The organism is Streptomyces sp. NBC_01477, from assembly GCF_036227245.1.
Lineage (GTDB): Bacteria > Actinomycetota > Actinomycetes > Streptomycetales > Streptomycetaceae > Actinacidiphila.
Genome location: NZ_CP109445.1, coordinates 5283212 through 5304285, shown reverse-complemented (window position 1 = coordinate 5304285; position 21074 = coordinate 5283212). Strand labels below are relative to the sequence as shown.

19 protein-coding genes are annotated in these 21074 nt (G+C 73.3%); 13 read left to right on the top strand and 6 right to left on the bottom strand.

Going from position 1 to position 21074, the window contains the following annotated elements; all coding sequences use genetic code 11:
* Positions 1-20 precede the first annotated feature (20 nt).
* From OHA86_RS22585 to OHA86_RS22530, 12 genes are all read left to right on the top strand, one after another.
* Complete coding sequence (locus OHA86_RS22585) at positions 21-446, top strand: phage tail protein (RefSeq protein ID WP_329177973.1); 426 nt, start codon at positions 21-23, stop codon at positions 444-446.
* 56 nt (positions 447-502) lie between these two features.
* Positions 503-1225 carry a CIS tube protein gene (locus OHA86_RS22580; RefSeq protein ID WP_329177971.1) on the top strand — a complete coding sequence of 241 codons (723 nt, stop codon included), beginning with the start codon at positions 503-505 and terminating at the stop codon, positions 1223-1225.
* On the top strand, positions 1222-3048 hold the full coding sequence (locus tag OHA86_RS22575; protein ID WP_329177969.1) for a VgrG-related protein: 1827 nt from the start codon (positions 1222-1224) through the stop codon (positions 3046-3048). Before OHA86_RS22580 ends, OHA86_RS22575 begins: the two co-directional genes overlap by 4 nt.
* A gap of 135 nt (positions 3049-3183) precedes the next feature.
* On the top strand, positions 3184-3498 hold the full coding sequence (locus OHA86_RS22570; protein ID WP_329177967.1) for a PAAR domain-containing protein: 315 nt from the start codon (positions 3184-3186) through the stop codon (positions 3496-3498).
* A complete protein-coding gene (locus OHA86_RS22565) occupies positions 3495-3917 on the top strand; it encodes a GPW/gp25 family protein (protein ID WP_329177965.1) in 423 nt (140 codons plus the stop codon). Before OHA86_RS22570 ends, OHA86_RS22565 begins: the two co-directional genes overlap by 4 nt.
* Complete coding sequence (locus OHA86_RS22560; protein ID WP_329177964.1) at positions 3917-5875, top strand: putative baseplate assembly protein; 1959 nt, start codon at positions 3917-3919, stop codon at positions 5873-5875. The genes OHA86_RS22565 and OHA86_RS22560 overlap by 1 nt, the downstream gene beginning before the upstream one ends.
* Positions 5872-6435, top strand: coding sequence for a phage tail protein (locus OHA86_RS22555; protein ID WP_329177962.1), 564 nt, complete (start codon positions 5872-5874; stop codon positions 6433-6435). Before OHA86_RS22560 ends, OHA86_RS22555 begins: the two co-directional genes overlap by 4 nt.
* Positions 6436-6439: 4 nt before the next feature.
* On the top strand, positions 6440-7471 hold the full coding sequence (locus OHA86_RS22550) for a zinc ribbon domain-containing protein (protein WP_329177960.1): 1032 nt from the start codon (positions 6440-6442) through the stop codon (positions 7469-7471).
* Between the two features lie 141 nt (positions 7472-7612).
* Positions 7613-9778, top strand: coding sequence for a DUF4157 domain-containing protein (locus OHA86_RS22545; protein ID WP_329177959.1), 2166 nt, complete (start codon positions 7613-7615; stop codon positions 9776-9778).
* Positions 9779-9884: 106 nt separating this feature from the next.
* Positions 9885-10943, top strand: a complete 1059-nt coding sequence (locus OHA86_RS22540; RefSeq protein ID WP_329177958.1) for a ketoacyl-ACP synthase III family protein — start codon at positions 9885-9887, stop codon at positions 10941-10943.
* A 291-nt stretch (positions 10944-11234) separates the two neighbouring features.
* The gene (locus OHA86_RS22535; RefSeq protein ID WP_329177957.1) at positions 11235-11864 is read left to right on the top strand and encodes an LUD domain-containing protein; all 630 of its coding nucleotides are present in this window, start codon (positions 11235-11237) and stop codon (positions 11862-11864) included.
* A 204-nt stretch (positions 11865-12068) separates the two neighbouring features.
* Complete coding sequence (locus tag OHA86_RS22530; protein WP_329177956.1) at positions 12069-12845, top strand: glucose 1-dehydrogenase; 777 nt, start codon at positions 12069-12071, stop codon at positions 12843-12845.
* 54 nt (positions 12846-12899) lie between these two features.
* Here the strand turns inward: OHA86_RS22530 and OHA86_RS22525 are convergent, their stop codons facing one another.
* A complete protein-coding gene (locus tag OHA86_RS22525; protein WP_329177955.1) occupies positions 12900-13712 on the bottom strand; it encodes an LLM class F420-dependent oxidoreductase in 813 nt (270 codons plus the stop codon).
* 19 nt (positions 13713-13731) lie between these two features.
* The gene (locus OHA86_RS22520) at positions 13732-14916 is read right to left on the bottom strand and encodes a cytochrome P450 (protein ID WP_329177954.1); all 1185 of its coding nucleotides are present in this window, start codon (positions 14914-14916) and stop codon (positions 13732-13734) included.
* Positions 14917-15188: 272 nt separating this feature from the next.
* On the opposite strand from OHA86_RS22520, the gene sigJ reads away from it, so the two are divergent.
* A complete protein-coding gene (gene sigJ, locus OHA86_RS22515) occupies positions 15189-16121 on the top strand; it encodes an RNA polymerase sigma factor SigJ (RefSeq protein ID WP_329177952.1) in 933 nt (310 codons plus the stop codon).
* Positions 16122-16176: 55 nt separating this feature from the next.
* Here sigJ and OHA86_RS22510 read toward each other — a convergent pair whose 3' ends face one another.
* The 4 genes from OHA86_RS22510 to OHA86_RS22495 form a co-directional block, all read right to left on the bottom strand.
* The gene (locus OHA86_RS22510) at positions 16177-17220 is read right to left on the bottom strand and encodes a 3-oxoacyl-[acyl-carrier-protein] synthase III C-terminal domain-containing protein (protein ID WP_329177950.1); all 1044 of its coding nucleotides are present in this window, start codon (positions 17218-17220) and stop codon (positions 16177-16179) included.
* Between the two features lie 272 nt (positions 17221-17492).
* A complete protein-coding gene (locus OHA86_RS22505; protein ID WP_329177948.1) occupies positions 17493-18992 on the bottom strand; it encodes an FAD-dependent monooxygenase in 1500 nt (499 codons plus the stop codon).
* Between the two features lie 11 nt (positions 18993-19003).
* Complete coding sequence (locus OHA86_RS22500; RefSeq protein ID WP_329177947.1) at positions 19004-19213, bottom strand: hypothetical protein; 210 nt, start codon at positions 19211-19213, stop codon at positions 19004-19006.
* Positions 19214-19265: 52 nt separating this feature from the next.
* On the bottom strand, positions 19266-20807 hold the full coding sequence (locus tag OHA86_RS22495; RefSeq protein ID WP_329177945.1) for a class I SAM-dependent methyltransferase: 1542 nt from the start codon (positions 20805-20807) through the stop codon (positions 19266-19268).
* Positions 20808-21074: the final 267 nt, after the last annotated feature.

The window sequence follows — 21074 nt, the reverse complement described above, 5'->3', positions numbered from 1 at the left end:
ACCGAAGGGATGGCCAACGGATGACGGACAACATCTTCGCGACGAGCGTGTTCTTCCGGCTCGCGATCGGCGGCAACGACCTGGGCGCCTTCCACACCTGCTCGGGCATGGGCGCGGAGGTCGAGATGGAGAGCTACGCCGAGGGCGGCAACAACGGCTTCGTCTGGCAACTGCCGGGCCGCGTCAGCTGGTCGAACATCACGCTCACCCGGCCGGTCACCGCCGACACGGCGAAGATCGGGCGCTGGCTCGACGAGACGCTGCGCAGGGTGGAGCCCAAGGACGGCGAGATCGTCGCGCTGAAACCGGACCTGACCCGGATCATCAGCTGGCAGGTGCTCGGCATCGTGCCGGTGCGCTGGCAGGGGCCGTCCTTCGACCCGTCCTCCTCCCAACCGGCGGTCGAGACGCTGGAGATCGCCCACGAAGGCCTGCGTCCCTCCTGACGCACGCAGGACCCCCGGCAGCCCCGCCACGATCCGTACGGAAGGAGTCCCCGGTCATGTCCTCTGCGGTCCGCAGCAGCCGGGCCCGGGCGCAACTGACGCTGAAGGAGCCCCCTTCGGCGGTCGGCGCCAAGCCCGGTGGCACGATCGCGCGGCTCACCCTCCAGTTCAACCCGACCACGCTCCAGTTGCGCAAGACCACCGAGTGGCGGCGCAATCCGTCGCGGATGGCCGGGCAGTCCGCGCTGCCCGAGTTCGTGGGCAGCGGGCCGCGCGAACTGAGCCTGGACGTCTTCCTCGACGCGACCTCGACCCACGACAACTCGGTCGAGCGGGCGGTGGAGAAGCTGATGAAGGCGTGCGTGCCCACCCCGGCGAGCCTGGCGCGGAAGAAGCCGGCGAGCCCGTGGGTGCGGTTCGAGTGGGGCACGGCCCGGACGACCGCTTTCGACGGGGTGCTGTCGAGCCTGTCGGTGACGTACACGCTCTTCGACGTGGACGGCCGTCCGCTGCGGGCGACCTGCGCGCTGTCGATCGAGGAGGCGAGCGTCGACCCGCCGGGCCAGAACCCCACCTCCGGCGCCCGCACCGCCCGCAGCACGCACACCGTGGTCGCCGGGGACAGCCTGGCGCTGCTGGCCTGGCGGGAGTACGGCGACGCGACGGCCTGGCGGCTGATCGCCGAGGCGAACGGGATTGACGACCCGATGGCCCTGGCCCCCGGTACCGAACTGATGGTGCCGGCGCTGGGGGACGCGGACGGCGAGGGGGAGCGGTGAGCTCATCGGAGGCACGCGGCGGTCGGCCGTTCGCGGCGGATCCCGTCGTGGAGGCGCCCGGCGAACTGCCGCAGATCTGGGCGGCGCAGCTGGTGAGCTGCCTGGTGGACGAGAACGTGGGCCTGCCGGACACGGCGGTGCTCACCTACCGCGATCCCGACAACGAGTTCCTGGCGTCCACGGGCATCACCCTGGGCACACCGCTGCGGGTGTCGGTGGTGACGGCCGCGGGGCAGGCGCGCGAGCGGCTGTTCAACGGCGAGGTGACGGCGGTGGAGATCGACCGGGACGGCACGGGCTCGTTCACGGTGCTGCGGGCGTACTCCCGCGCGCACCGGTTGCAGCGCGGCCGGCGGGTGGTGGCGTACCGGAACATGACGGCCGCCGCGATCGTCCGCAAGGTCGCCATCGGGGCGGGCCTGGCCTGCGGGACGGTGGAGGCGGCGCCGGTCACCTACCGGCAGTTGTCGCAGGCCAACGTCTCCGACTGGGACTTCCTGCAGTATCTGGCGGCCGAGAGCGGCGCGCAGGTGCGGGTCGACGACCAGGGGGTGCTCCAGTTCACCCGGCCGAAGCCGGCGTCGGGCGCGCCCGCGCCCTCGACCTCGGCCACGCAGAATCCGATGGTGCTGGAGTACGGGCGCAATCTGCTGGCGCTGCGGGCCGCGCTGTCGGGCGCGGACGGCGCGGCCTCGGTCGAGGTGCGGGGGTGGGACGCCACCACCAAGACCCCGCTGGTGGCCCGGCACCCGTCGGTGACCAGCGAGACGGTGCTGCCCGGGCTCTCGCCGAGCGCCGGCGCCCGCTTCGGGCCGTCGGCGAAGCTGACGGTGACCGACACCCCGTACCGCACCCAGGCCGAGGCGACGGCGGTGGCGGACGCCGTCGCCGCCCAGGTCAGCGCGGGCTTCGCGGAGTTGGAGGTGGTGGCCGACGGCAACCCGCGGCTGCGCGCGGGGCGGCCGGTCGCGCTGGGCAACGTGGGGAAGGCGTTCTCCGGCCGCTACACGGCCACCGCGGTCCAGCACAGTCTGGAGCCGCACAACGGCTACCGGACCACGGTGTGGGTCAGCGCCAGCCCCGACCGGTCGCTGGCGGGCCTGGTGACCGGCGCGAACGCGCCCGGCCGCGGCCCGCGCATGCCGGGGCTGGCGATCGGGGTGGTGACGGACGTACGGGAGCCTGGCGGCGCGGAGAGCGGCGGGGTCCGGCTCAGATTCCCCTGGCTGGACGGCACGTACGTGACGGACTGGGTGCGGACCGTGCAGTGGGGCGGCAAGGGCGGCGGGGGCGTGGCGAGCCCCGAGGTCAACGACGAGGTGCTGGTCGGCTTCGAACAGGGCCTGCTGGACTGCCCGTACGTCCTCGGCGGCCTCTACAACGGGGTGGACAAGCCCTCGCCGCACGACGTGCCCCTGGTGGACAGGACCAGCGGGAAGGTCAACCGGCGTTCGGTGGTGTCCCGTTCTGGCCACCGGGTGGAGCTGCTGGACGCCCCCGCGCCGGGTCCTTCCGGGGTACGGCTGCGTACGGCCGACGAACGGCTGGAAGTCCTGCTGCACGACCGCGACAACACGATCGAGCTGACGGTGTACGCGGCCGGCGGCCGGCGCGCGCTGTCCTCGGTGCTGCTGGACAAGGACGGCATCACGCTGGACGCGCGGACCGGCACGGTCCGGGTGCGGGGCCGCACCGTGGAGATCGACGGCACCGCGGCGGTCACGGTCGGCGGCCGGTCGGTGAGCGTGACCGGGCAGACGGACGTCACCGTCAACGGCGGGCTGCTGGGGGTGCTGAAGGCCGATCTCATCCGGATCAACTGACTCCGGCCCCGCGGACGTTGCCTGTCGCGTACCACCGGCCCCTCCGGCCGCCGCCCGCCCGCCGCCTCCGCCCTCCGCCAACCGCCCTTCGACGCAAGGCCCGTGAGGGCCGTGACCTACTTCCAGGAGCCCGTTATGCCCGCTGCCGCCCGTATCGGCGACCCCACCAGTCACGGAGGGGTGATCACCGCCCCGCCGCCCTCGGCCGCCGCCGCGGTCGTACGGGTGCTGATCGGCGGGCGGCCCGCCGCGGTCGAGGGCAGCCTGCACGTGTGCCCCGCGCATGTCGAACTCGGCCCGGCCAACGTGATCCTGCCGAATCCCGCGGCGCTGGCGACCGGCCTCGTACTGATCGGCGGGCTGCCGGCCGCGCGGAGCCGGGACCTCACGGCGTGCACCGGGACCGTGGCCCTGGGCGCCGTGAACGTGCTGATCGGGGGCCCGCTGTGAGCGAGCAGTTCATCGGGCGCGGCTGGGCGTTCCCGCTGCGGGTCGGGCCGACCGGCGGGATCGGCATGGTCGAGCGGGAGCAGGAGATCGAGGAGGCGATCCGGCTGGTGCTCGGCACCGCGCCCGGCGAGCGCCCGATGCGCCCGGAATTCGGCTGCGGCATCCACGAGTACGTCTTCGCGCCCGGCGACGGGGCCACGGCGGGGCGGATCGCCCAGCAGGTGCGCGAGGCGCTCGACCGGTGGGAGCCGCGGATCGGCGTGGACGAGGTGGTGGTGGCCTTCGACGCGGTGGACGACGGCACGCTCTACATCGATGTGCGCTACACGGTGCGCTCCACCAACGACCGGCGCAACCTGGTCTTTCCCTTCTATACGATCCCCTCCGAGGCGGGGACCGAGGAAGCGGTGGCGGACTGATGGCACTGCCCACCCCCAACCTGGACGACCGGCGCTTCCAGCAGCTCGTCGACGAGGCGAAGCGCTATGTGCAGCAGCGCGCCCCGGAGTGGACCGACCACAACGTCTCCGACCCGGGGGTCACCCTGATCGAGACGTTCGCCTACCTGGTGGACCAGTTGCTGTACCGGCTGAACCGGCTGCCGGACAAGAACTACATCGCCTTCCTCGACCTGCTGGGCATCCGGCTGTTCCCGCCGACGGCGGGTTCGGCCGAGGTGGACTTCTGGCTGTCGGCGCCGCAGCCGGACACGGTGACGCTGCCGGCCGGCACCGAGGTGACCACCGCGGAGGGCGAGACGGACGAGCCCGTGGTGTTCGCGACCACGGAGGAACTGCGCATCCTGCCGAGCGGGTTGATCCGGCTGGTGACCGCGCCCCGCAGCGGTGTGCAGACCGACATGACCGGTGCGCTGTCCGAGGGCCGCAGCGTGCCGTGCTTCCAGGCCGCTCCCGAGCCCGGTGACGCGCTGCTGTTCGGGCTGCCCACAGCGGTGCCGCGCTGCGTGGTCGCGGTACGCCTGGACAGCCGGGTGGAGGGCGTCGGCGTGGACCCGCGCCAGCCGCCCCTGGTGTGGGAGGCATGGGACGGCGGCGGCTGGCGCGCGTGCGAGACCGGCACGGACACCACCGGCGGCCTGAACCGGCCCGGCGAGGTGATCGTGTACGTCACCGCGGGGCACACGGCGTCCGTGGTCGGCGGGACCCGGGCGGGCTGGCTGCGCTGCCGGGTCACCGAGGCGGAGCCGGGCCAGCCGTTCTACTCGGAGTCCCCCACGATCCGCGAGGCCACCGTCTTCACCATCGGCGGCACCACGTCCGTGGAGCACGCCGAGACCGTCACCGATGTGCCGATCGGCACGTCGGAGGGCGTCGCGGGCCAGACGTTCCGGCTCAGCCGCCTGCCGGTCCTCCTCGACGGCGGGCCGCCGGTGGTGGAGGTCTCCTCCGCCGAGGGGTGGCAGCGCTGGGAGGTGGTGGAGCACTTCGGCCGCTCGGGGCCCGCAGACCGGCACGTCCGGGTGGACGCCACCACGGGCGAGTTCTCCTTCCCGCCGGCGCTGCGCGAGCCGGACGGGAGCCTTCGGCTGTGCGGCGCGGTGCCCGGGAAGGGCGCCAGGATCCGGGTGCTCCACTACCGCACCGGCGGCGGCCCGGCCGGCAACGTGGCCCGGGGGGCGATCTCGGTGCTGCGCAGCTCCGTGCCGTACATCGCGCGGGTCGCCAACCGGGAGGCGGCGCGCGGCGGGGTGGACGGGGAGACCCTGGACAATGCCAAGCTGCGGGCGCCCGACGTCCTGCGGATGCAGGAACGGGCGGTCACCGCAGAGGACTACGAGATCATCAGCCGGCAGGCGGCCCCGTCGGTGCGCCGGGTGCGCTGCCTGCCCGCCGCGCAGGGCGCGGGCGCCGTGCGGGTGCTCGTGGTGCCGGACGCGGTGGCCGACGAGGGCGACCGGCTCCGCTTCGAGCAGCTGATCCCCTCGGAGCAGGTGCTGCGGGCGATCGCGGCGAGCCTGGACGAGCGGCGGCTGATCGGCACCCGGCTGGTGGTGGAGCCGCCGGCCTACCAGGGCGTGACCGTGGTCGCCCGGCTCGCGGCGGCGCCCGGCGACACCGACCGGGTGCGGGACGCGGCGCTGGCCGCGCTGTTCCGGCACCTCAACCCGCTGCACGGCGGCCCGGACGGCGGCGGCTGGCCGTTCGGGCGGCCGGTGCAGTACGGCGAGGTGTTCGGCGTACTGCAACAGGCGGCGGGCGCCGCGCTGGTGGAGGACATCCGGCTCTTCCCGGCCGATCCGGTCACCGGGCGGCGCGGCGCGTCGGTGAACCGTATCGACGTGGCTCCGGACGCGCTGGTGTTCTCCCACCAGCACCAGGTCGTCGTCCAGGCCGTCGAGCCGGGGGCGGGGGCGTGAGCCGCGCCGCGGTGGCCGGCCTGCCGAGCCGGCACCCGATCGGCGGGCTGCTGCCCGCGCTGTACGCCGACGACGACTTCGCGCAGCGGTTCACCGCGGGGCTGGACACGGTGCTCGCCCCGGTGTTCTCCACCCTGGACAACCTGCCCGCCTACTTCGACCCGCGGGTGGCGCCGCTCGACTTCGTGGCCTGGCTGGCCTCGTGGGTCGGCGCCGCGGACGATCCGCGGTGGCCCGCCGAGCTGCGCCGCGAGGCGGTGGTACGCGCGGTGCAGCTGCACCGCTGGCGCGGCACCAGGCGCGGCCTGGTCGAGGGGCTGCGGCTCACGCTCGCGGTGAACGCCGACGTCACCGGCGACGGCGCGGTGGCGTGGTCCCGGACGGCGGGCGCCGAGCTGCCGCCCGAGCCGTCCGGCGAGGTGGTGGTGCGGGTGTGGCCCGACCGCGATCCGGAGGTGGACGAGGGCCGGGTCCGCGACGTCGTACGGGCGCTGTGCCCGGTGCACGTCTCCTGCCGGGTGGAGGTCCTGCCGGGCCCGCCCGCCGACGAAGGAAGGTGACCCCGTGCGCAACTGCCCCTCGTGCGGCGCGCCCAACAGTCCCGCCGACGACTTCTGCGGCAACTGCGGGTCGTATCTGGGCTGGTCCCACGAGCCGGACGGCACGTCCGCGCCGGCCGCCGCCCCCGCGGCGGAGGCCGCGCGGGGCGCGGACCCGGCCTCCGCCGCCGGCGCGGTGGAGGAGCCCGGCTCGGGACCGGGACCCGGGCCGGGACCGCAGGCGGCGGACGACGGCCTCGCGGGCGGGCCGCGCCAGGACCCGGTGCTGCCGGTGCGGCCCGCGAAGCCGGTCGCGGCACGCCCGGTCGTACGCCCGGTGGCGGCGCAGCAGGAGGTGGTCGGGCCGCCGTGCCCCGCGTGCGGCACGCCCAACCTGCCGGGCCGCCGCTTCTGCCGGCGCTGCGCGAGCCCGCTGGACCCGGCGGCGGCCGAGGCGGCGCTGCCGTGGTGGCGGACCGTCTGGCCCTTCCGGCGCCGGGTGCGGGCGGGTTCGGGGCGGGCGGTGCGGCTGCTGGCGGCCCTGGCCGTGATCGTCGCGCTGTGCGCGGCCGGCCTCCTGCTGCTGCCCGCCGGGCGCGGGCTGTTCGAGGACACCCGGGACAAGCTCGCCGGCACCAAGCCGGTCACCCCGGCGCGCGTGACGGCGAGTGCCCAGGTGGCGTCGCATCCGGCGTCGAACACCACGGACGGCCTCACCAACCGCTACTGGGGGGCGCCGGGGCCGGGCGCCTGGGTGACTTACACCTTCAGCACGCCGTTCCGGCTGGTCGACCTCATCATCACCAACGGCGCGTCCGCGTCCCCGCAGCAGTACGCCCAGGAGGCCCGCGCGCTGCGGATGGACCTGGAGGTGACGTCCAAGGACGGCACGGTGCACCGCAAGACGCTCACTCTCAGCGACAAGGCGGGCGGGCAGACCATCGCGACGGGATACAGCGACGTGGTGAACGTACGGCTGGTGCTGCGGTCGGTCACGGGTCTGACGGCGGGACGCCATGTCGCCGTCGCCGAGGTGGAGTTCTTCCAGCGGTCCTGAGCGCGGCCCCCGCCGCCGGGCTGCCCGATCGGGCAGCCCGGCCCGGCCGTTGTCTGCCCTCTCCGCTCTTCCGCCGCGCCGATTCCTGCGGCAGGGTCGCACCCGAGGCGGCGCACGCGTTCTCGCTCGAACGGATCCTTCATGCGGCACACCACCGAGCCCCACCGGAATTCCGGTACCGACCGCGAGCAGGCCAAGCCCCGCGGCGCCGCGCGGAGTTCCGGCCCCGGCATGGCCGCCGCCGGGCGCGGCGGACCGCTGCACGCGGGAGCGCTGGGCGCCCTGCAGGGGTCCATCGGCAACGCGGCCGTCGCGCGGATGGTCGAGCGCGAGCAGACCGGGGAGAGCGCCGGACAACGCGGCGTGCAGCGCTCCGCGGGCGCCGGGGCGGTCCGGCCCGACGCCGTACGGGAGGCCGCGAGATCGGCCTGGCGGGGCGGCAGCCGGCTGCCTGGCGGTGTGCGCCGGACCATGGAGTCTGCCTTCGGCGGCCCGCTCGACCACGTCAGGGTCTCGGTCGACGAGCAGGCCGCGGCCGGCATCAACGCGACGGCGTACACGGTCGGCGACACCATCGTCGTGCGGAGCGCGGACGTCCTGCGCGACGTCGAGACGATGGCCCACGAGATCCACCACACCACCCAGCACGACGCCCCCGCCGGCCTCAGCGACCCCGGCAGCAGATGGGAGCGCGAGGCGTCCGACGTCGGCGCCCGGGTCGCCCGCGGCCAGAAGGTCCAGCGGTGCGCCGACGACGGCGAGGAGCACGACGACGGCGTGCAGCGCGCGGCGGTCCAGCGCCGCGTCGGCTTCGAGTTCGAGTCGCAGTGGCGGGTGCGCGACCACAGCGGTCTCACCGACGAGGACGAGCAGCGCTACCAGAACGAGGTCTCACGGCGCGACGACGCCCTCGGCGGGCAGATCCTGCTGACCATGGCCCGCCACCAGTTCGCCGACCTCCTGGACCGGACCGAGCTGGCCAGGCCCCCAGAGGAGCTGAGGGACGAGTGGCTCACCGCCCAGCCGCCGGGCAGCCCCGCGCGGTTCGCGGCCACCGACGCGGGCAGGGCGCGGCTCGCGCGGGCGCGGCAGGACAAACCCGCCGAATACGCGCGGCACAAGGAGGAGGCCGCCCTGCCGCTGCTGGGGAACGGCGAGATCCGGGAGACCCCGATCCGCGGCCGTGACGTCCCGAAGATGGGCACCGTCGGCGGGGGCACCGGCTACCGGCTCACCTCGGACGTCAGCCCGACGGGCGGCTCGGCCCTGGAATGGGTGACCGATCCGCTCACCACGAGGGACGAACTCCTGCACGTGATGGGCGAGATCACCCAGGTCTCGGGCGCCATGGACGCCCGCAAGGACCAGGAGTCCTTCCCGCTCCAGGAGGTGGGGCTCGGGGGCTTCACGGGGAACGCCGGGATCATGGTCTTCCCGCAGGGCGGAGAGATCATCTACGCCCCGCAGATGACCGGCGGTTTCAAACTGGACGAGCTGCCCCGCCTGTTGAAGTACCTCAACGTGCCGGCCGAGCGTCCCCGGCTCACCATGCCCTCCGCCTTCGAACAGCGGAAGGAGGCCAAGGCGGACCTGCACCAGGACGGCCTGCGCGAGGCCGACGGCATCCGCCGGGAGGCCGAGTCGCAGGCGGGGCAGCTGGGCAGGGAGATCACCGGCGGCGCGTCCACGGACGCGCTGGTGGGGCTGGCCACCCTGGTCGGCAGCTATGTGGCGTACGGCGCCAGGCTCCCGGCGAAGGCGAACTCGAAGTCGATCGCGGGCGGTCTGATGTCCCGCACGTCCTTCGCCCACAACTTCACGCTGCTGCCCCATCCGCTGCGGCTCCACTACCGCGCGCACCCCGACCGGTTCGCCGCGTTCGTGCTGACCGCGGCCGGCTTCGACCCGGCCGACCGGCAGGCCCTGCTGTACCCCAACACCGTCGAGCACGGCGACGCCGGCCAGCGCGCCGAGCGGGCGATCCCGCTGACCCGCTGGAAGTGGCTGGTGGGCATGCCGGCCGGCAAGGACCTGCTGCGCAATTACCAGCACCTGACCGAGGTGGAGAAGGCCGAGGTCACCGAGGAGGACTGGACGCACATCCACCCCTCCCTCGGCGCGCTGGGCTCGGTGGACGACCGGGTGGGCGCACGCGGCAGGGACGAGGTCGCCCTGGTGGCCGAGCTGCGCCGGATGAAGGACAGCCTGCGCACCGCGGACCTCACACCGCTCGCGGTCGCCGCCTTCGACCTGGTCCAGCGGCTGAACGAGGGGAGGACGATCAAGTACGAGAAGGAAGGGCGGTAGGTGCCCCCGCCTCACGTTCCACCGGGTTGTCTTGTCGTACTGATGAGACGAAGACGTCGTCCTGCGAGCGGAAAGCCCAGGAAAACGCCACGACCCAGGAGGCACCATGACCAGCCCGGCTCCGGCAACGCCTCCCTACCCGGCCCTGACCCCCAGCGCCCTCGACTTCACGTCGGGGCCCGCGCTCCACCTCGCGTCGGCGGCGGCCGAGATTCCGCCCGCCTTACCGCTGGCCGACGCCGTTCGCGACGGGCTGATATCGGAGGAGGACGCCAAACTCACCGGAATGAGCGCGGTCAGTGTCGCGGCGGAATCCAGCACCCTCCTCGACCTGGCGTCCGCCGCCGCCGTGAAGGCCGCCGCCCGCGCCGCCGTGCCCGCGGACGACATCGGCACCGTGCTGTTCGTCAACGTCTTCCCCTTCTCGCGCCCGCCCCTGCACAACCTGGCCACGGCGCTCGCCGAAAGCGTCCGCTCCCCCTGCGCTTTCGCCGCCGAGATATCGGGCGGGTGCGTGGCCGGCCTCAACGCCCTCACCCTGGCCGCGCAGCGCCTGCTCCTCACCGGCGACCGCGCCGCCCTCGTCGTCGCGGGCGATCTGTGGCGGCAGCCCCACGTGGACCGCTTCAACTGCGAACCGGGCTACATCTTCGCTGATGGGGCCGCCGCCGTCGTGCTGAGCCGCGACGCCGGCTACGCCCGTCTCCTGTCCGCGGCGACCCTCACCGATCCCACCCTGAGCGGCCTGCACGCCGAGGTCCCCTCGACCCGGACGCCGGTCGACCTGACCGCGCGCGCTCGCGCTTTCCTGCAGACCCGTATGGGGACGGAAGAGGTTCTCGGCCGCCTGCGGGCCGGTTTGTCCTCCACGATCGACGCCGCCCTTTCCCTGGCCCAGGTCAGCCTGGCCGATGTGGCCCACGTCCTCGTCCCGGCCATCGGGGAACCGTTCCTCTACCGGAATTACCTCGACCCGCTGAACGTGCCCGTTTCCCGCACCACGTGGGATCACACCGCCGTTACCGGCCACACCGGCGCCGCCGACCAGTTCAGCGCGCTCGCCCATCTCGTGGACCAGGACCGCTGCGCCAGCGGTGATGTCATCGTCCTCATTGCCGAGGGACTCGGATTCCAGTGGAGCGTCGTGGTCCTCGAAGTCCAGTAGATCCGCCGCCGCCCCCTCGTTGCGCCGCTGTCTGCCGCCCCCGCATTGCGCCCCCGCGCTCGCTCGGGGCGCGATCCGGGCTCGGCGGGCGGACACGGCAGGCGGCCCCGCCCGCCCGGCCCCGGGCGGCGCGACGGTCCCGTTGCGTTGCCGGGACATGACATATCACCGGATCCAGGAACGCCCCGCCTCACATTCCGGCGGCTTGTCTTGTCGTACTGATGAGAGGCACACATCATCGGCACCGCCTGCTCGTCACGACCCGCCAGACACAACCAGCCAGGAGACACCATGACTTCCCCGGTTCCGGCAACACAGTTCACTGAGCCGGCCTCCGCCGAGCGCCTGGAGCGGGTGGCCGCCGCGCTGAAGGAGAAGAACTTCGACGTCGAGATCCTCGATGACGCCGCCGCCGCGCGGGAGCGCATCAAGGAGCTGATTCCTGAGGGCGCGCTGGTGTACACCTCGGCCAGCGAGACCCTCCGGCTGTCCGGCATCGACGAGGACCTCAACACCAGCGGGCGGTACGACTCCGTCAAGGCGCGCAGCACGACCATGGACCGCGCCACCCAGCTGGCCGAGATCTGGCGGCTGCTCTCCGTCCCCGACGTCATCGTGGGCAGCGTCGCCGCGGTCACCGAGACCGGCTCCCTCGTGGCCGCCTCGGCCAGCGGCAGCCAGCTGGCCGGCTACTCGGGCGCCGCGCCGCGCGCGATCTGGGTCGTCGGGGCGCAGAAGGTGGTGCCCGACCTGACCGCCGCGCTGAGCCGCGTCGAGAACCACTGCCTCCCGCTGGAGGACGAGCGCGCCCTCCAGGCCTACGGGGTGCCCAGCGCCCTGAACCGCGTCCTCATCCTCAACGCGGAGCCCCAGCCGGGTCGCGCCACCATCCTGCTGCTCCGCGAAGCCATCGGGTTCTGACCCTCCGCGGACCGATTCCGCGGACCTGAACACCGCACCGGCCCGCGGCGGCCCGGTGCGGGTGGTTCCGGAGGTCACGGGGCGGCGCGGACAGCGGCCCCGTGACCTGCCCGGCCGCGTTGCCGTCCCGTCACGCGGGCGCGGGCGCGGGCGGCCGGACCGGTGACGCTCAGGCGGGGGCCGTCGACACCAGGAGGGACGACCATGTCCGATCTGCGGGACAAGGTAGTGATCGTGACGGGCGGCTCCGGCGGCCTGGGCGCGGCGACGGCCGCCTGCATGGCCCGGGGCGGGGCCAGGGTGGTGGTCACCGGCCGGGACAGCGCGGAGGGCGAGAAGGCCGCCGCCGCGTTCGGGGGCGTCTTCCTGCGCCACGACGTGACCAGCGAGGACGACTGGCGGTCCGTGGTGGACGCGACGGTCGACCGCTACGGCCGGGTGGACGGCCTGGTCAACAACGCCGGGATCGACTCCTGGTCACTGATCGAGAACGAGACGCTGGAGCAGTTCGAGCGGGTCCTGAAGGTCAACCTGACCGGGGTCTTCCTCGGCCTGAAGGCGGTCGTCGCGCCGATGAGGGCGGCCGGCGGCGGCTCGATCGTCAACATCGGCTCCGCCACGGGCCTGACCGGGCACCCCATGACCTCGGGATACGGGGCGGCCAAATGGGGCGCCCGCGGCCTGACCAAGACGGCGGCGGTGGAGCTGGGCCGCTACCGGATACGGGTGAACTCCGTCCACCCGGGCCTGGTGTACACCCCGATGACCGCGGCCCACGGCGCGCAGCCGGGGGAGGGCAACTTCCCGCTGGCCGCGCTGGGCCGGGTCGGCGTGCCGGAGGAGATCGGCGAGGCGGTGTCCTTCCTGATCTCCGACGCCGCCGCCTACATGACGGGCGCGGACATCGCCGTGGACGGCGGCTGGACGGCCGGGGAGACCGCGATGATGCAGCACGCCCCCGCCCCCGGCGACACCGCCTGACAGCCGAGTGCCCCCGGCCCCGGCGACACCGCCGCGGCCGGGGGCACCGGGCTGTCAGCCCAGCAGCCCGGCCATCAGGTCGAGGCGGCGCAGGGTCTCGTCGCGCGGCGCGGCCGGCAGGTTGAAGGTGATCTCGTCCGCGCCCGCCTCCGCCAGGTCAGCGACGGCCTTCGGCTCGGGCGCCGCCGCGTGCACCACGACCGGCACCCGCCGCCCGGCGCGTTCCCGCAGCTCGGTGATACCGGCGGCGAGCGCCTCGGGGCTCGCCGCGTACGGGAACCAGCCGTCGCCGTACTCCAGCACCCGGTCGAAGGTTCCCGGCCCCCAGCCGCCGACCAGCACCGGGATCGGGTGGAGCGGCTTCGGCCAGGAGTACGCCGGCGGGAAGTCGACGTATTTGCCGTGGAATTCGGCCTGCTCCTGGGTCCACAGCTGCTTCATCGCCAGCACGCGCTCGCGCATCAGCGCCATCCGGGTGCGCGGGTCGGTGCCGTGGTCGCGCATCTCCTCGCGGTTCCAGCCGGCGCCGATGCCGAGGACGGCGCGCCCGCCGGACACCTGGTCGAGCGAGGCCATCTCCTTGGCGAAGATGATCGGGTCGCGCTGCGGGATCAGCGCGATGCCGGTGCCGAGCAGCAGCCGTTCGGTGGCGACGGCCGCGGCGGTGAGCACCACGACCGGGTCGAACGTACGGTAGTAGTTCCGGGGCAGCTCGCCGCCGCCGGGGAACGGCGTGTCCCGGCTGGCCGGGATGTGGGAGTGCTCGGTCACGAACAGCGAGCCGAACCCGCGTTCCTCCAGCGCCGCCCCGAGCGCGTCGGGCGCGATCCCCTGGTCGGTCACGAATGTCGATACACCGAATTTCATACGCGGTCACCCTCACCGGTCAGCGGAGCTTGATGGTGGTCGGCAGCGAGGCGAACCCTCGGATGTTGGTGGTGTGGACCCGGACGGTCCGGTCCTGGTCGATCTCGTACTCGCCGATCCTGGCCGCCAGTTCGTCCAGCACGATCCGGCCCTCGATCCGGGCCAGCGGGGCGCCGAGGCAGAAGTGCGGGCCGCCCCCGAAGCTGATCGCGCGGTGGGTGTCGCGGTCGAGGTCGTAGCGTTCGGCGTCGGGAAACACCTCGGAGTCCCGGTTGGCGGCCGCGACGAGCAGCAGGACCCGCGCGCCCCGGGGCAGCCGGACCCCGTGCAGCGTCCGGTCCTCGGTGAGGGTGCGGACCACGTACTGGACGGGCGTGTCGTAGCGCAGGGTCTCCTCGACCCAGTCCGCGGACCGCCCGTCGAAGGCGAGGGCGCGCTGCTGCGGGTATCGCCACGCCCAGTACCAGGCGTTGCCCAGCAGCCGCAGGCTCGTCTCGTAGCCCGCGGTGACCAGCAGCCCCAGCAGGGCGATGATCTGCTGGTCGGTCAGGGGCGCGCCGTCGGCCGAGGCCTGCGCCAGTGTGGTCAGCAGGTCCGTGCCCGGTGTGCGGCGCCGTTCGCCGACCCAGCGCACGTAATACTCCGCCAGCGCGCCCATCGCCTCGGCGTTCTCGGGCGTGAGGTCGCGGGCGCCCGGCGGGCGGTGGAAGGCGAGGTTGATCAGCCGCCGCGCCTCCGCCCGGTCGCCGGCCGGGACCCCGATCAGCTCCGAGATCACGTCCATCGGGACCGTGGCCGCCACATCGGTGACGAAGTCGAACGATCCGCGCTCGACCGCCGCTTCGAGGTGGCCGCGCACGATGTCGCGGATCCGCGGCTCCAGCCCGGCCATGCGCCGGGGGTTGAACGCCGCCGACACCAGGGCCCGGGTCCGGGTGTGCCCGGGCGGGTCCATGGCGTTGAAGGACATCACCTTGTGCGCGTCGGGTCCCCAGATCGCGGAGTCCAGCAGGGGGCCGTTGGCGCTGGAGAAGCCCGCCGGGTCGCGCAGCGCGGCGTCCACGTCCGCGTGGCGCGACAGCGCCCAGATGTCCAGGTCCTCGTTGTGGTGGACGGGTGCCGTCTCCCGGAGCCGCGCGTACAGCGGATACGGGTCCACGTTGAGCTGTTCGTCGTAGGGGCTGTACTCCACTGCCACCCTCATCGCCTCCACCGTGGTGATTGGTTCGAGAGTCCCTGCGCCGGTGCCGGCCGGGTCCGGATCGGCCGGAACCCGGTGACCGCACCGGAGCAGCAGGACGGTGTCACGCCCAAGTTATGGTTTCTCCTGAGCTTTCCGCTCGCCGGTTGATGTGTTCATCTCATCAATACGACAACGCGACCCGCCGGAATGTGAGGCGGGGCGCCGACGTCACGTTCGGGTACGTTGCCTTGTCAGGGTGGTGAGACGGATCCGACGGAGGGGCTGGTGCCACGATGACCACCGAGTCGGAGCAGGGGCACAGCCGTCCCGATCCGAGCCTGAGCGTGATCATGAGCGAGCGGCGCCAGCTGATCAACCTCGCCTACCGCCTGCTCGGCTCGCTGGCCGACGCCGAGGACGCCGTCCAGGAGACGTACGCCCGGTGGTACGCGATGCCGCGGGAGGAACAGGACGCCATCGAGTCCCCCGGCGCCTGGCTGACGACGGTGACCAGCCGTATCTGCCTCAACCTGCTCGGCTCGGCGCGGGCCAGGCGCGAGACGTACGTCGGCGAGTGGATCCCCGAGCCGCTGCCCGAGGGCGCGGAGTGGAACACGGCACGGTCGGGCGGCACCCACATGGACCCGGCCGACCGGGTCACCCTCGACGAGTCGGTCAGCATGGCCTTCCTCGTCGTGCTGGAGTCGATGACCCCGGCCGAGCGGGTGGCCTTCGTCCTGCACGACGTCTTCCGCTACTCCTTCGCCGAGGTGGCCGAGATCGTCGGCCGGACGTCGGCGGCCTGCCGCCAGCTGGCCTCCTCCGCCCGCCGCCGCATCCGCGCCTCGCGGGCCACCGCGACCCCGCCGGCCCGGCAGGCCGACATCGTCAGGGATTTCAAGCAGGTGTGGGAGGCCAAGGACATCGACGGCCTGATCGGCCTGCTCGATCCCAACGCCACGGTGGTCGCCGACGGCGGCGGCCTGGCCGCCACCGTGGACCGGCCGGTCGTGGGCGGCGAGCAGATCGCCCGCGCCTGCGTCGAACTCGCCGAGCGGGCGCCGCTGACGATCCTGGAGCGTACGGTCAACGGCCAGCCCGGCCTGGTGAGCCGGCAGGACGGCGTCACGGTGGCGGTGCTGGCCTTCGACATCGCCGGCGACCGCATCAAGCACATCTGGGCGGTGCTCAACCCCGAGAAGCTCCGGCCCTGGACGGAGAACTGACGCCGCGGCGGCGCCCCGGCCGGCGGGCGTGACGGCCCGCCGGCGGTGGACGGGCCTATTGGACCTGGAGCACCGCGACGCTGAACTGGAATCCCACTCCCTCGGCGATCAGCAGGATGACATCGCCGCCGGCGCACCGGTCGTGGTCGATGAGGTGGGTGAGCGCGCTGAACTGGTCACCGGGGCCGATGTGGCTCGTCGTCGCGTAGTAATCCCACGTGGTGCGGGAGATCGGGAGGTCCAGGATGTCGAGATACCGCTCCAGGAAACTCCTCCCGACCGCCGGCAGGAGCGCGTAGGCGACGTCGGCCAGGCCGACACCGGCCAGCGAAAGGGCGGCGTCGACCGTGGCGGTGAAAGCGGCGTTGAGGCGTGCGTGCGCCTCGTCGGGGTCCATCACCGTTTCGAAGAACGCCCGGGCGCGGGCGGTGACGTCGATGGGCGTCCGGTCCGAGGGGACCTCCGCGTGCAAACCGCTCAGCGTGGGATCGGTGAGGGTCGCCGCGGACAGAAGCCGGGCGTACCCGCCGTCGCGGCTGAGCACGACGGCGGCGGCGCCGTCGGCGAATATGAAGTTCGGGTTGCAGTTGAAGCGGTCGATGTGGGGTTCCCGCCACAGATCGGCGGCCACGACGAGGGCGGCGCGGTCGTCGGTGAGCAGCAGGCGGTGGCCGGCCATGACCAGGCCGTCGATGCCCGCGGCGCACGAGGCGTTCGAGATCTGGGTGGCGAAGGCGCACGGGACGCGGACGGTTTCGGCGATCGCCGCGGGCAGGTTGTAGAGGGCCGGGTGCGTGAAGGGAAATATGCTGACGAATATCACGCTGCGGATATCGGTGTTCGGCACGGTGCTGCGAGCGGTGGCCGATAAGGCGGCGGCGGACGCGAGGTCGAGGATGGTGCTGGACTCCTTCGCGATGGTGACACCGCTGTAGCCGGCGATGTCGGCGCTCTCCTGCGTGTACCGCCCGTCGCGGATGGCGTCCTCGATGGCCGTGGCGGGCGGGAGTTCGGTCGCCGCCGAAGCGATGTAGATCGCACCCCCCGACGTGAAGTCGGTGGCGCTGGGAGTCAGAGCCGGATAGGGGAGCGTTGCCATGATGAGCCTCCGTGTCGGCGCTTTGTACGGTGTACGTGGACGATCCTGGCGGCACCTGTCGTTCGCGCGCGTCGTACCGGGGCGATCCGGCCGCCGCGTCCTGGACCGGTCGGCCATGGGTGTCGGCGAGCCCTCCGGCCGCATCCGCCCTCACCACTTCGACAAGACACCGCACCGGAATGTGAGGTCGGCGCCGTGCCTCGTATTCCGCGCCGGGCAGGGCGGAAGCCGTGCGGCGGGTGCGCACTCGGCCGTGCCGCCGGGCCGGCCGGTCAGTCGGCGGGGAGCGGGCGCGGGGCCGGTGCCAGGTGGTCGGCCCGCGGCGGGTCGGCCTCGTCGTAGTGCGACCACCGCCGGATCTCCTGGCAGTCGGGGCGTACGAGCACCGCACCGCCGGGCCGTAGCCCGAGGGCGGCGGCGGTGCCCTGGTCCAGGAGGCGGACGGCGAGGGGAATCGGTGCGGTGGCGATGGCCCTCGTGCTGGTCCAGCGGCGCCCCTCCCGCCCGGCGAGCACCGTGAGCCCGTCGCCGACCAGGTCGATCGTGGAGACCGGATCTGCCGGCGCCGGGGCGCCGCCGGGCGCCGGAAGCCAGTGGTGCGCCAGCCGCCCGTTGAGGTCCCACGGCAGGGTCTCCGCGGCGGTGGCGGGCACGGTGGGCGGTGCGGCGGAGAAGTCCACATTGTGCTTGCCGATCGGGCGGCGCTCGGTCTGGTAGGAGTCGAGCAGGTCGGCCGGCGCCCATTTCTGCAGCACCCAGGCGAGCTTCCAGCCGAGGTCGAAGGCGTCCTGGACCGCGGTGTTCATGCCGGTGCCGCCCCGGGGCGTCATCCGGTGGGCCGCGTCGCCGATCAGGAAGCCGCGGCCCTCCCGGTACCGCTCGGCGAGCATGGCGGCGAGCGCGAAGGTGCTGAGCCGGTCCACCCGCGGCCGGAGCTCGTCGACGCCCGCGGCGCGGGCCAGCAGCCCGGCCAGTTCGGCTTCGCCGAGGTCGGCCAGCCCGGCCTGGTCCGGCGCGCGCCCCCGTGCGAAGACCCATCGGTCCCCGTGGCCCCGGCGGCTGAGGAAGCCGGCGGCGTCCGGCCGGGTGATCATGTAGATGGCGGGTTTCCGGTCCCCGACAACGGCGTCCAGCGGTGCCCGGAACTGGACCGACTCGTAGTGGCCCAGGTGGTCCAAACCCTCCATGGCGATGCCGAGTTGCTCGCGCACGGTGCTGTACGGGCCGTCCGCGCCGATCACGTAGCGCGCTTCGATCACGTGGGCGGTCCCGGTCCGCGAGTCCAGCAGTGTCGCCTGGACGCCGTCGTCGTCCTGGCGGAGCCCGGTCAGCTCACAGCCCAGGCGTACTTCCGCGGTCGGCAGCGTCCGCAGATGGGCGAACAGGATCGGCTCGATGGAGTCCTGCGGCGCCCAGGCGGGCCGGGTCGGGCTGACCACGGCCGCCTCGGGCCGGGTCGGGATGGCCATCGGCAGGTCGCTGCCCGTGCCGGCGGTCAGCGACTCCGTGACGTAGGTGTACGCCTCGACGTCGCTCGCCTCGGCGCGTACCGCCGCCTCCAGGCCCCATCTGCGCATCAGCTCCATGGTCCGGGTGCTGATCAGCATGGCGCGCGACAGGGCCGAGGCCCGCGTCCGCTTCTCGACGAGCAGGACGTCGATTCCGTAGCCGGCCAGGGTGATGCCGGCCACCATGCCGGCCGGACCGGCGCCCACGACCAGCACGCGGACCCGGTCCGGCGGCGGATGTCCCGATTGACGTGATGCAGTCATGACAATCGACGCTAGGCAGCGCCGCACAGGCCCGTCAAGGCAGCGAAAACGGACCCCAAGCTGCCGCCAAGTTGTCGACAGACGGCGGGTGATTGTCGCACCCGCGAGACGCCGACCAGGTCGTTTCCGGTCACACCGTCGGTCGTGCCGTCGGTCATGCCGGCCGTCATGCCGGCGGTCATGTCATCGGTCCCGCCGGCGGTCACGTCGTCGCCGCGCACGACCGCCGGCGGCAGTGGGTCCGGCCGGGCTGACGGGTCCCGTCCGGCCGCCCTAGACGCGCTCGGCGGTGATGAAGACGAAGGTGCCAGGGCCCCATTCGTCGCGTATCCGCAGGCCGGCGGCGGCCAGCGACTCCTTGAGCGTGTCCAGGTCGAACGGGCGCGGCCCACCCGAGTATTGGGAGAAGGTGTGCGAGGCGACAAAGTGGCGGTACACGGGATCGTCGGAATTCCGGTAGGTCATCAGGGTGAACGTGCCGCCGGGACGCAGGCACCGCCCGACCTCGGCGATGGCCGCGGGCGCGTCGTCGGGGAACGCCTGGAGGGCGTTCCAGCACAGCACCGCGCCCAGGCTCGCGTCGTTGAAGGGCAGCGGCGTGGCGCCGGACATGAGGGCCGGGACCCCGGCGAGCCGGGCGCGCAGCATCGAGAGCATCGGGCCGTTCAGGTCGAGCGCGATGACCCGGCCGGCGCCCACGGTGTCCGCGAGCTTCCCGGTCCAGCGGCCCGCTCCGGCGGCGAGGTCGAGCACCGGGCCGTCGACCGGTCGGACATGCTGTGCGATGTACGCGTCCTCGACGTCGGGGGTCACCGCGCCGTCCCAGTTGCTGCCGTTGAGCCGCAGGAAGTTCGGGCGGGCGACCAGCTCGTAGAACAGGGCCATGTGGGGCGACTCGGCGAGCATGAACTTGAAGTCGTCGGCCTGATCCCCGGCGGTGGACTTGGTGAGGTCCAGGATGCCGGACGTGATCGGGTACGCCGCGTCGCATTTCCCGCAGTGCGCCCGGTGCCGGCCGAACTCGAACGCGCCTCCGCAGCCCGGGCAGCGCAGCGCCGCCGCGTGGGCGGCGAAGACACCGGCGTCCAGGTCGGTCGCGCGCGGGATCCGGTCGCCCGGCGGGAAGGTGACCGCGGGCGGGGTGGCGGGGGATGTCCGATTGCGCACCGCCCAGTGGGCCTTGGCGCCGAGGCCGGCGAAGGCCGTCCGGGTGTCGGCCTGCCAGCCGCGTACGATCTGGTCCGGCGACATGGTCTCGACCCAGCGCTGGTCGAAGTCCCCCTCCGTCCCGTAGGTCCGCCAGGCGGACGGCGAGGGGAACACCCGGCCGAGGACCGGGCGGTCGGGATCCAGGGCGGCCAGCGCACGGTCGAGCCGCGAATGGTCGTCCTCATCGAGGCCGGCGCCGGCCGGCCCGGCCGCGGCGAGAATGCGGTCCCGGCCCGCGGGGAAGTGCGCCAGCAGGTAGACCAGCGCCAGACCGAGCGGGTCGCCCGCGTCGAGGCCGCCCAGCAGGCCGATGTAGGTGTCGAGGCCGTCGCCGACCGCGGTGGCGACCGGGCCGTCGGTGGCGGGGTACTCGGCCTCGGCGAGGAGGCCGAGCAAAACCGCCAGGTATCCCTTCCTGCGGTTGTCCACGGCGTCGAAACAGGTCGCGAGTTCCCGCACGGCCGGGTGGGCGAGGCCGGTCACGGCGCCGTCCCGCCACACCGCGCCGGCCAGCTGCTGGAACTCCGTGTCGAGACGGTCGTCCGGTGCGTCCACGAAGGCGCCGACGAGTTTGCGCACCTGTGCCGGGGCGGCGGAAATACTCATGTGCGTTCCTTTCGCGAAGAGCCGGATACGTTTCGTGCGGCGGCATTGATATGCACCGGGCGCCGGTGTGCGCCGCGGGCAGTCCGAATTCCCTCCGCTGAACCCGGCCTCACGGTGGAGTCGTCGTCAAGGCATCGCGCCGTCCAGCATCTGGCCTCTTCTCCCAATGCGATCACCATATCGGGAAGGTTGCCGAACCACGGGGGCAGGATCAAGAAGCCCTGCGGGGCAATATATTGCTACGCACCCCCGCAGGCCGGTGAACTG

Coding starts and splice junctions, on each gene's coding strand:
- OHA86_RS22585 (WP_329177973.1), top strand. CDS start 21: ATGACGGACAACATCTTCGCGACGAGCGTGTTCTTCCGGCTCGCGATC.
- OHA86_RS22580 (WP_329177971.1), top strand. CDS start 503: ATGTCCTCTGCGGTCCGCAGCAGCCGGGCCCGGGCGCAACTGACGCTG.
- OHA86_RS22570 (WP_329177967.1), top strand. CDS start 3,184: ATGCCCGCTGCCGCCCGTATCGGCGACCCCACCAGTCACGGAGGGGTG.
- OHA86_RS22560 (WP_329177964.1), top strand. CDS start 3,917: ATGGCACTGCCCACCCCCAACCTGGACGACCGGCGCTTCCAGCAGCTC.
- OHA86_RS22545 (WP_329177959.1), top strand. CDS start 7,613: ATGCGGCACACCACCGAGCCCCACCGGAATTCCGGTACCGACCGCGAG.
- OHA86_RS22540 (WP_329177958.1), top strand. CDS start 9,885: ATGACCAGCCCGGCTCCGGCAACGCCTCCCTACCCGGCCCTGACCCCC.
- OHA86_RS22535 (WP_329177957.1), top strand. CDS start 11,235: ATGACTTCCCCGGTTCCGGCAACACAGTTCACTGAGCCGGCCTCCGCC.
- OHA86_RS22530 (WP_329177956.1), top strand. CDS start 12,069: ATGTCCGATCTGCGGGACAAGGTAGTGATCGTGACGGGCGGCTCCGGC.
- OHA86_RS22525 (WP_329177955.1), bottom strand. CDS start 13,712: ATGAAATTCGGTGTATCGACATTCGTGACCGACCAGGGGATCGCGCCC.
- OHA86_RS22520 (WP_329177954.1), bottom strand. CDS start 14,916: ATGAGGGTGGCAGTGGAGTACAGCCCCTACGACGAACAGCTCAACGTG.
- sigJ (WP_329177952.1), top strand. CDS start 15,189: ATGACCACCGAGTCGGAGCAGGGGCACAGCCGTCCCGATCCGAGCCTG.
- OHA86_RS22510 (WP_329177950.1), bottom strand. CDS start 17,220: ATGGCAACGCTCCCCTATCCGGCTCTGACTCCCAGCGCCACCGACTTC.
- OHA86_RS22505 (WP_329177948.1), bottom strand. CDS start 18,992: ATGACTGCATCACGTCAATCGGGACATCCGCCGCCGGACCGGGTCCGC.
- OHA86_RS22495 (WP_329177945.1), bottom strand. CDS start 20,807: ATGAGTATTTCCGCCGCCCCGGCACAGGTGCGCAAACTCGTCGGCGCC.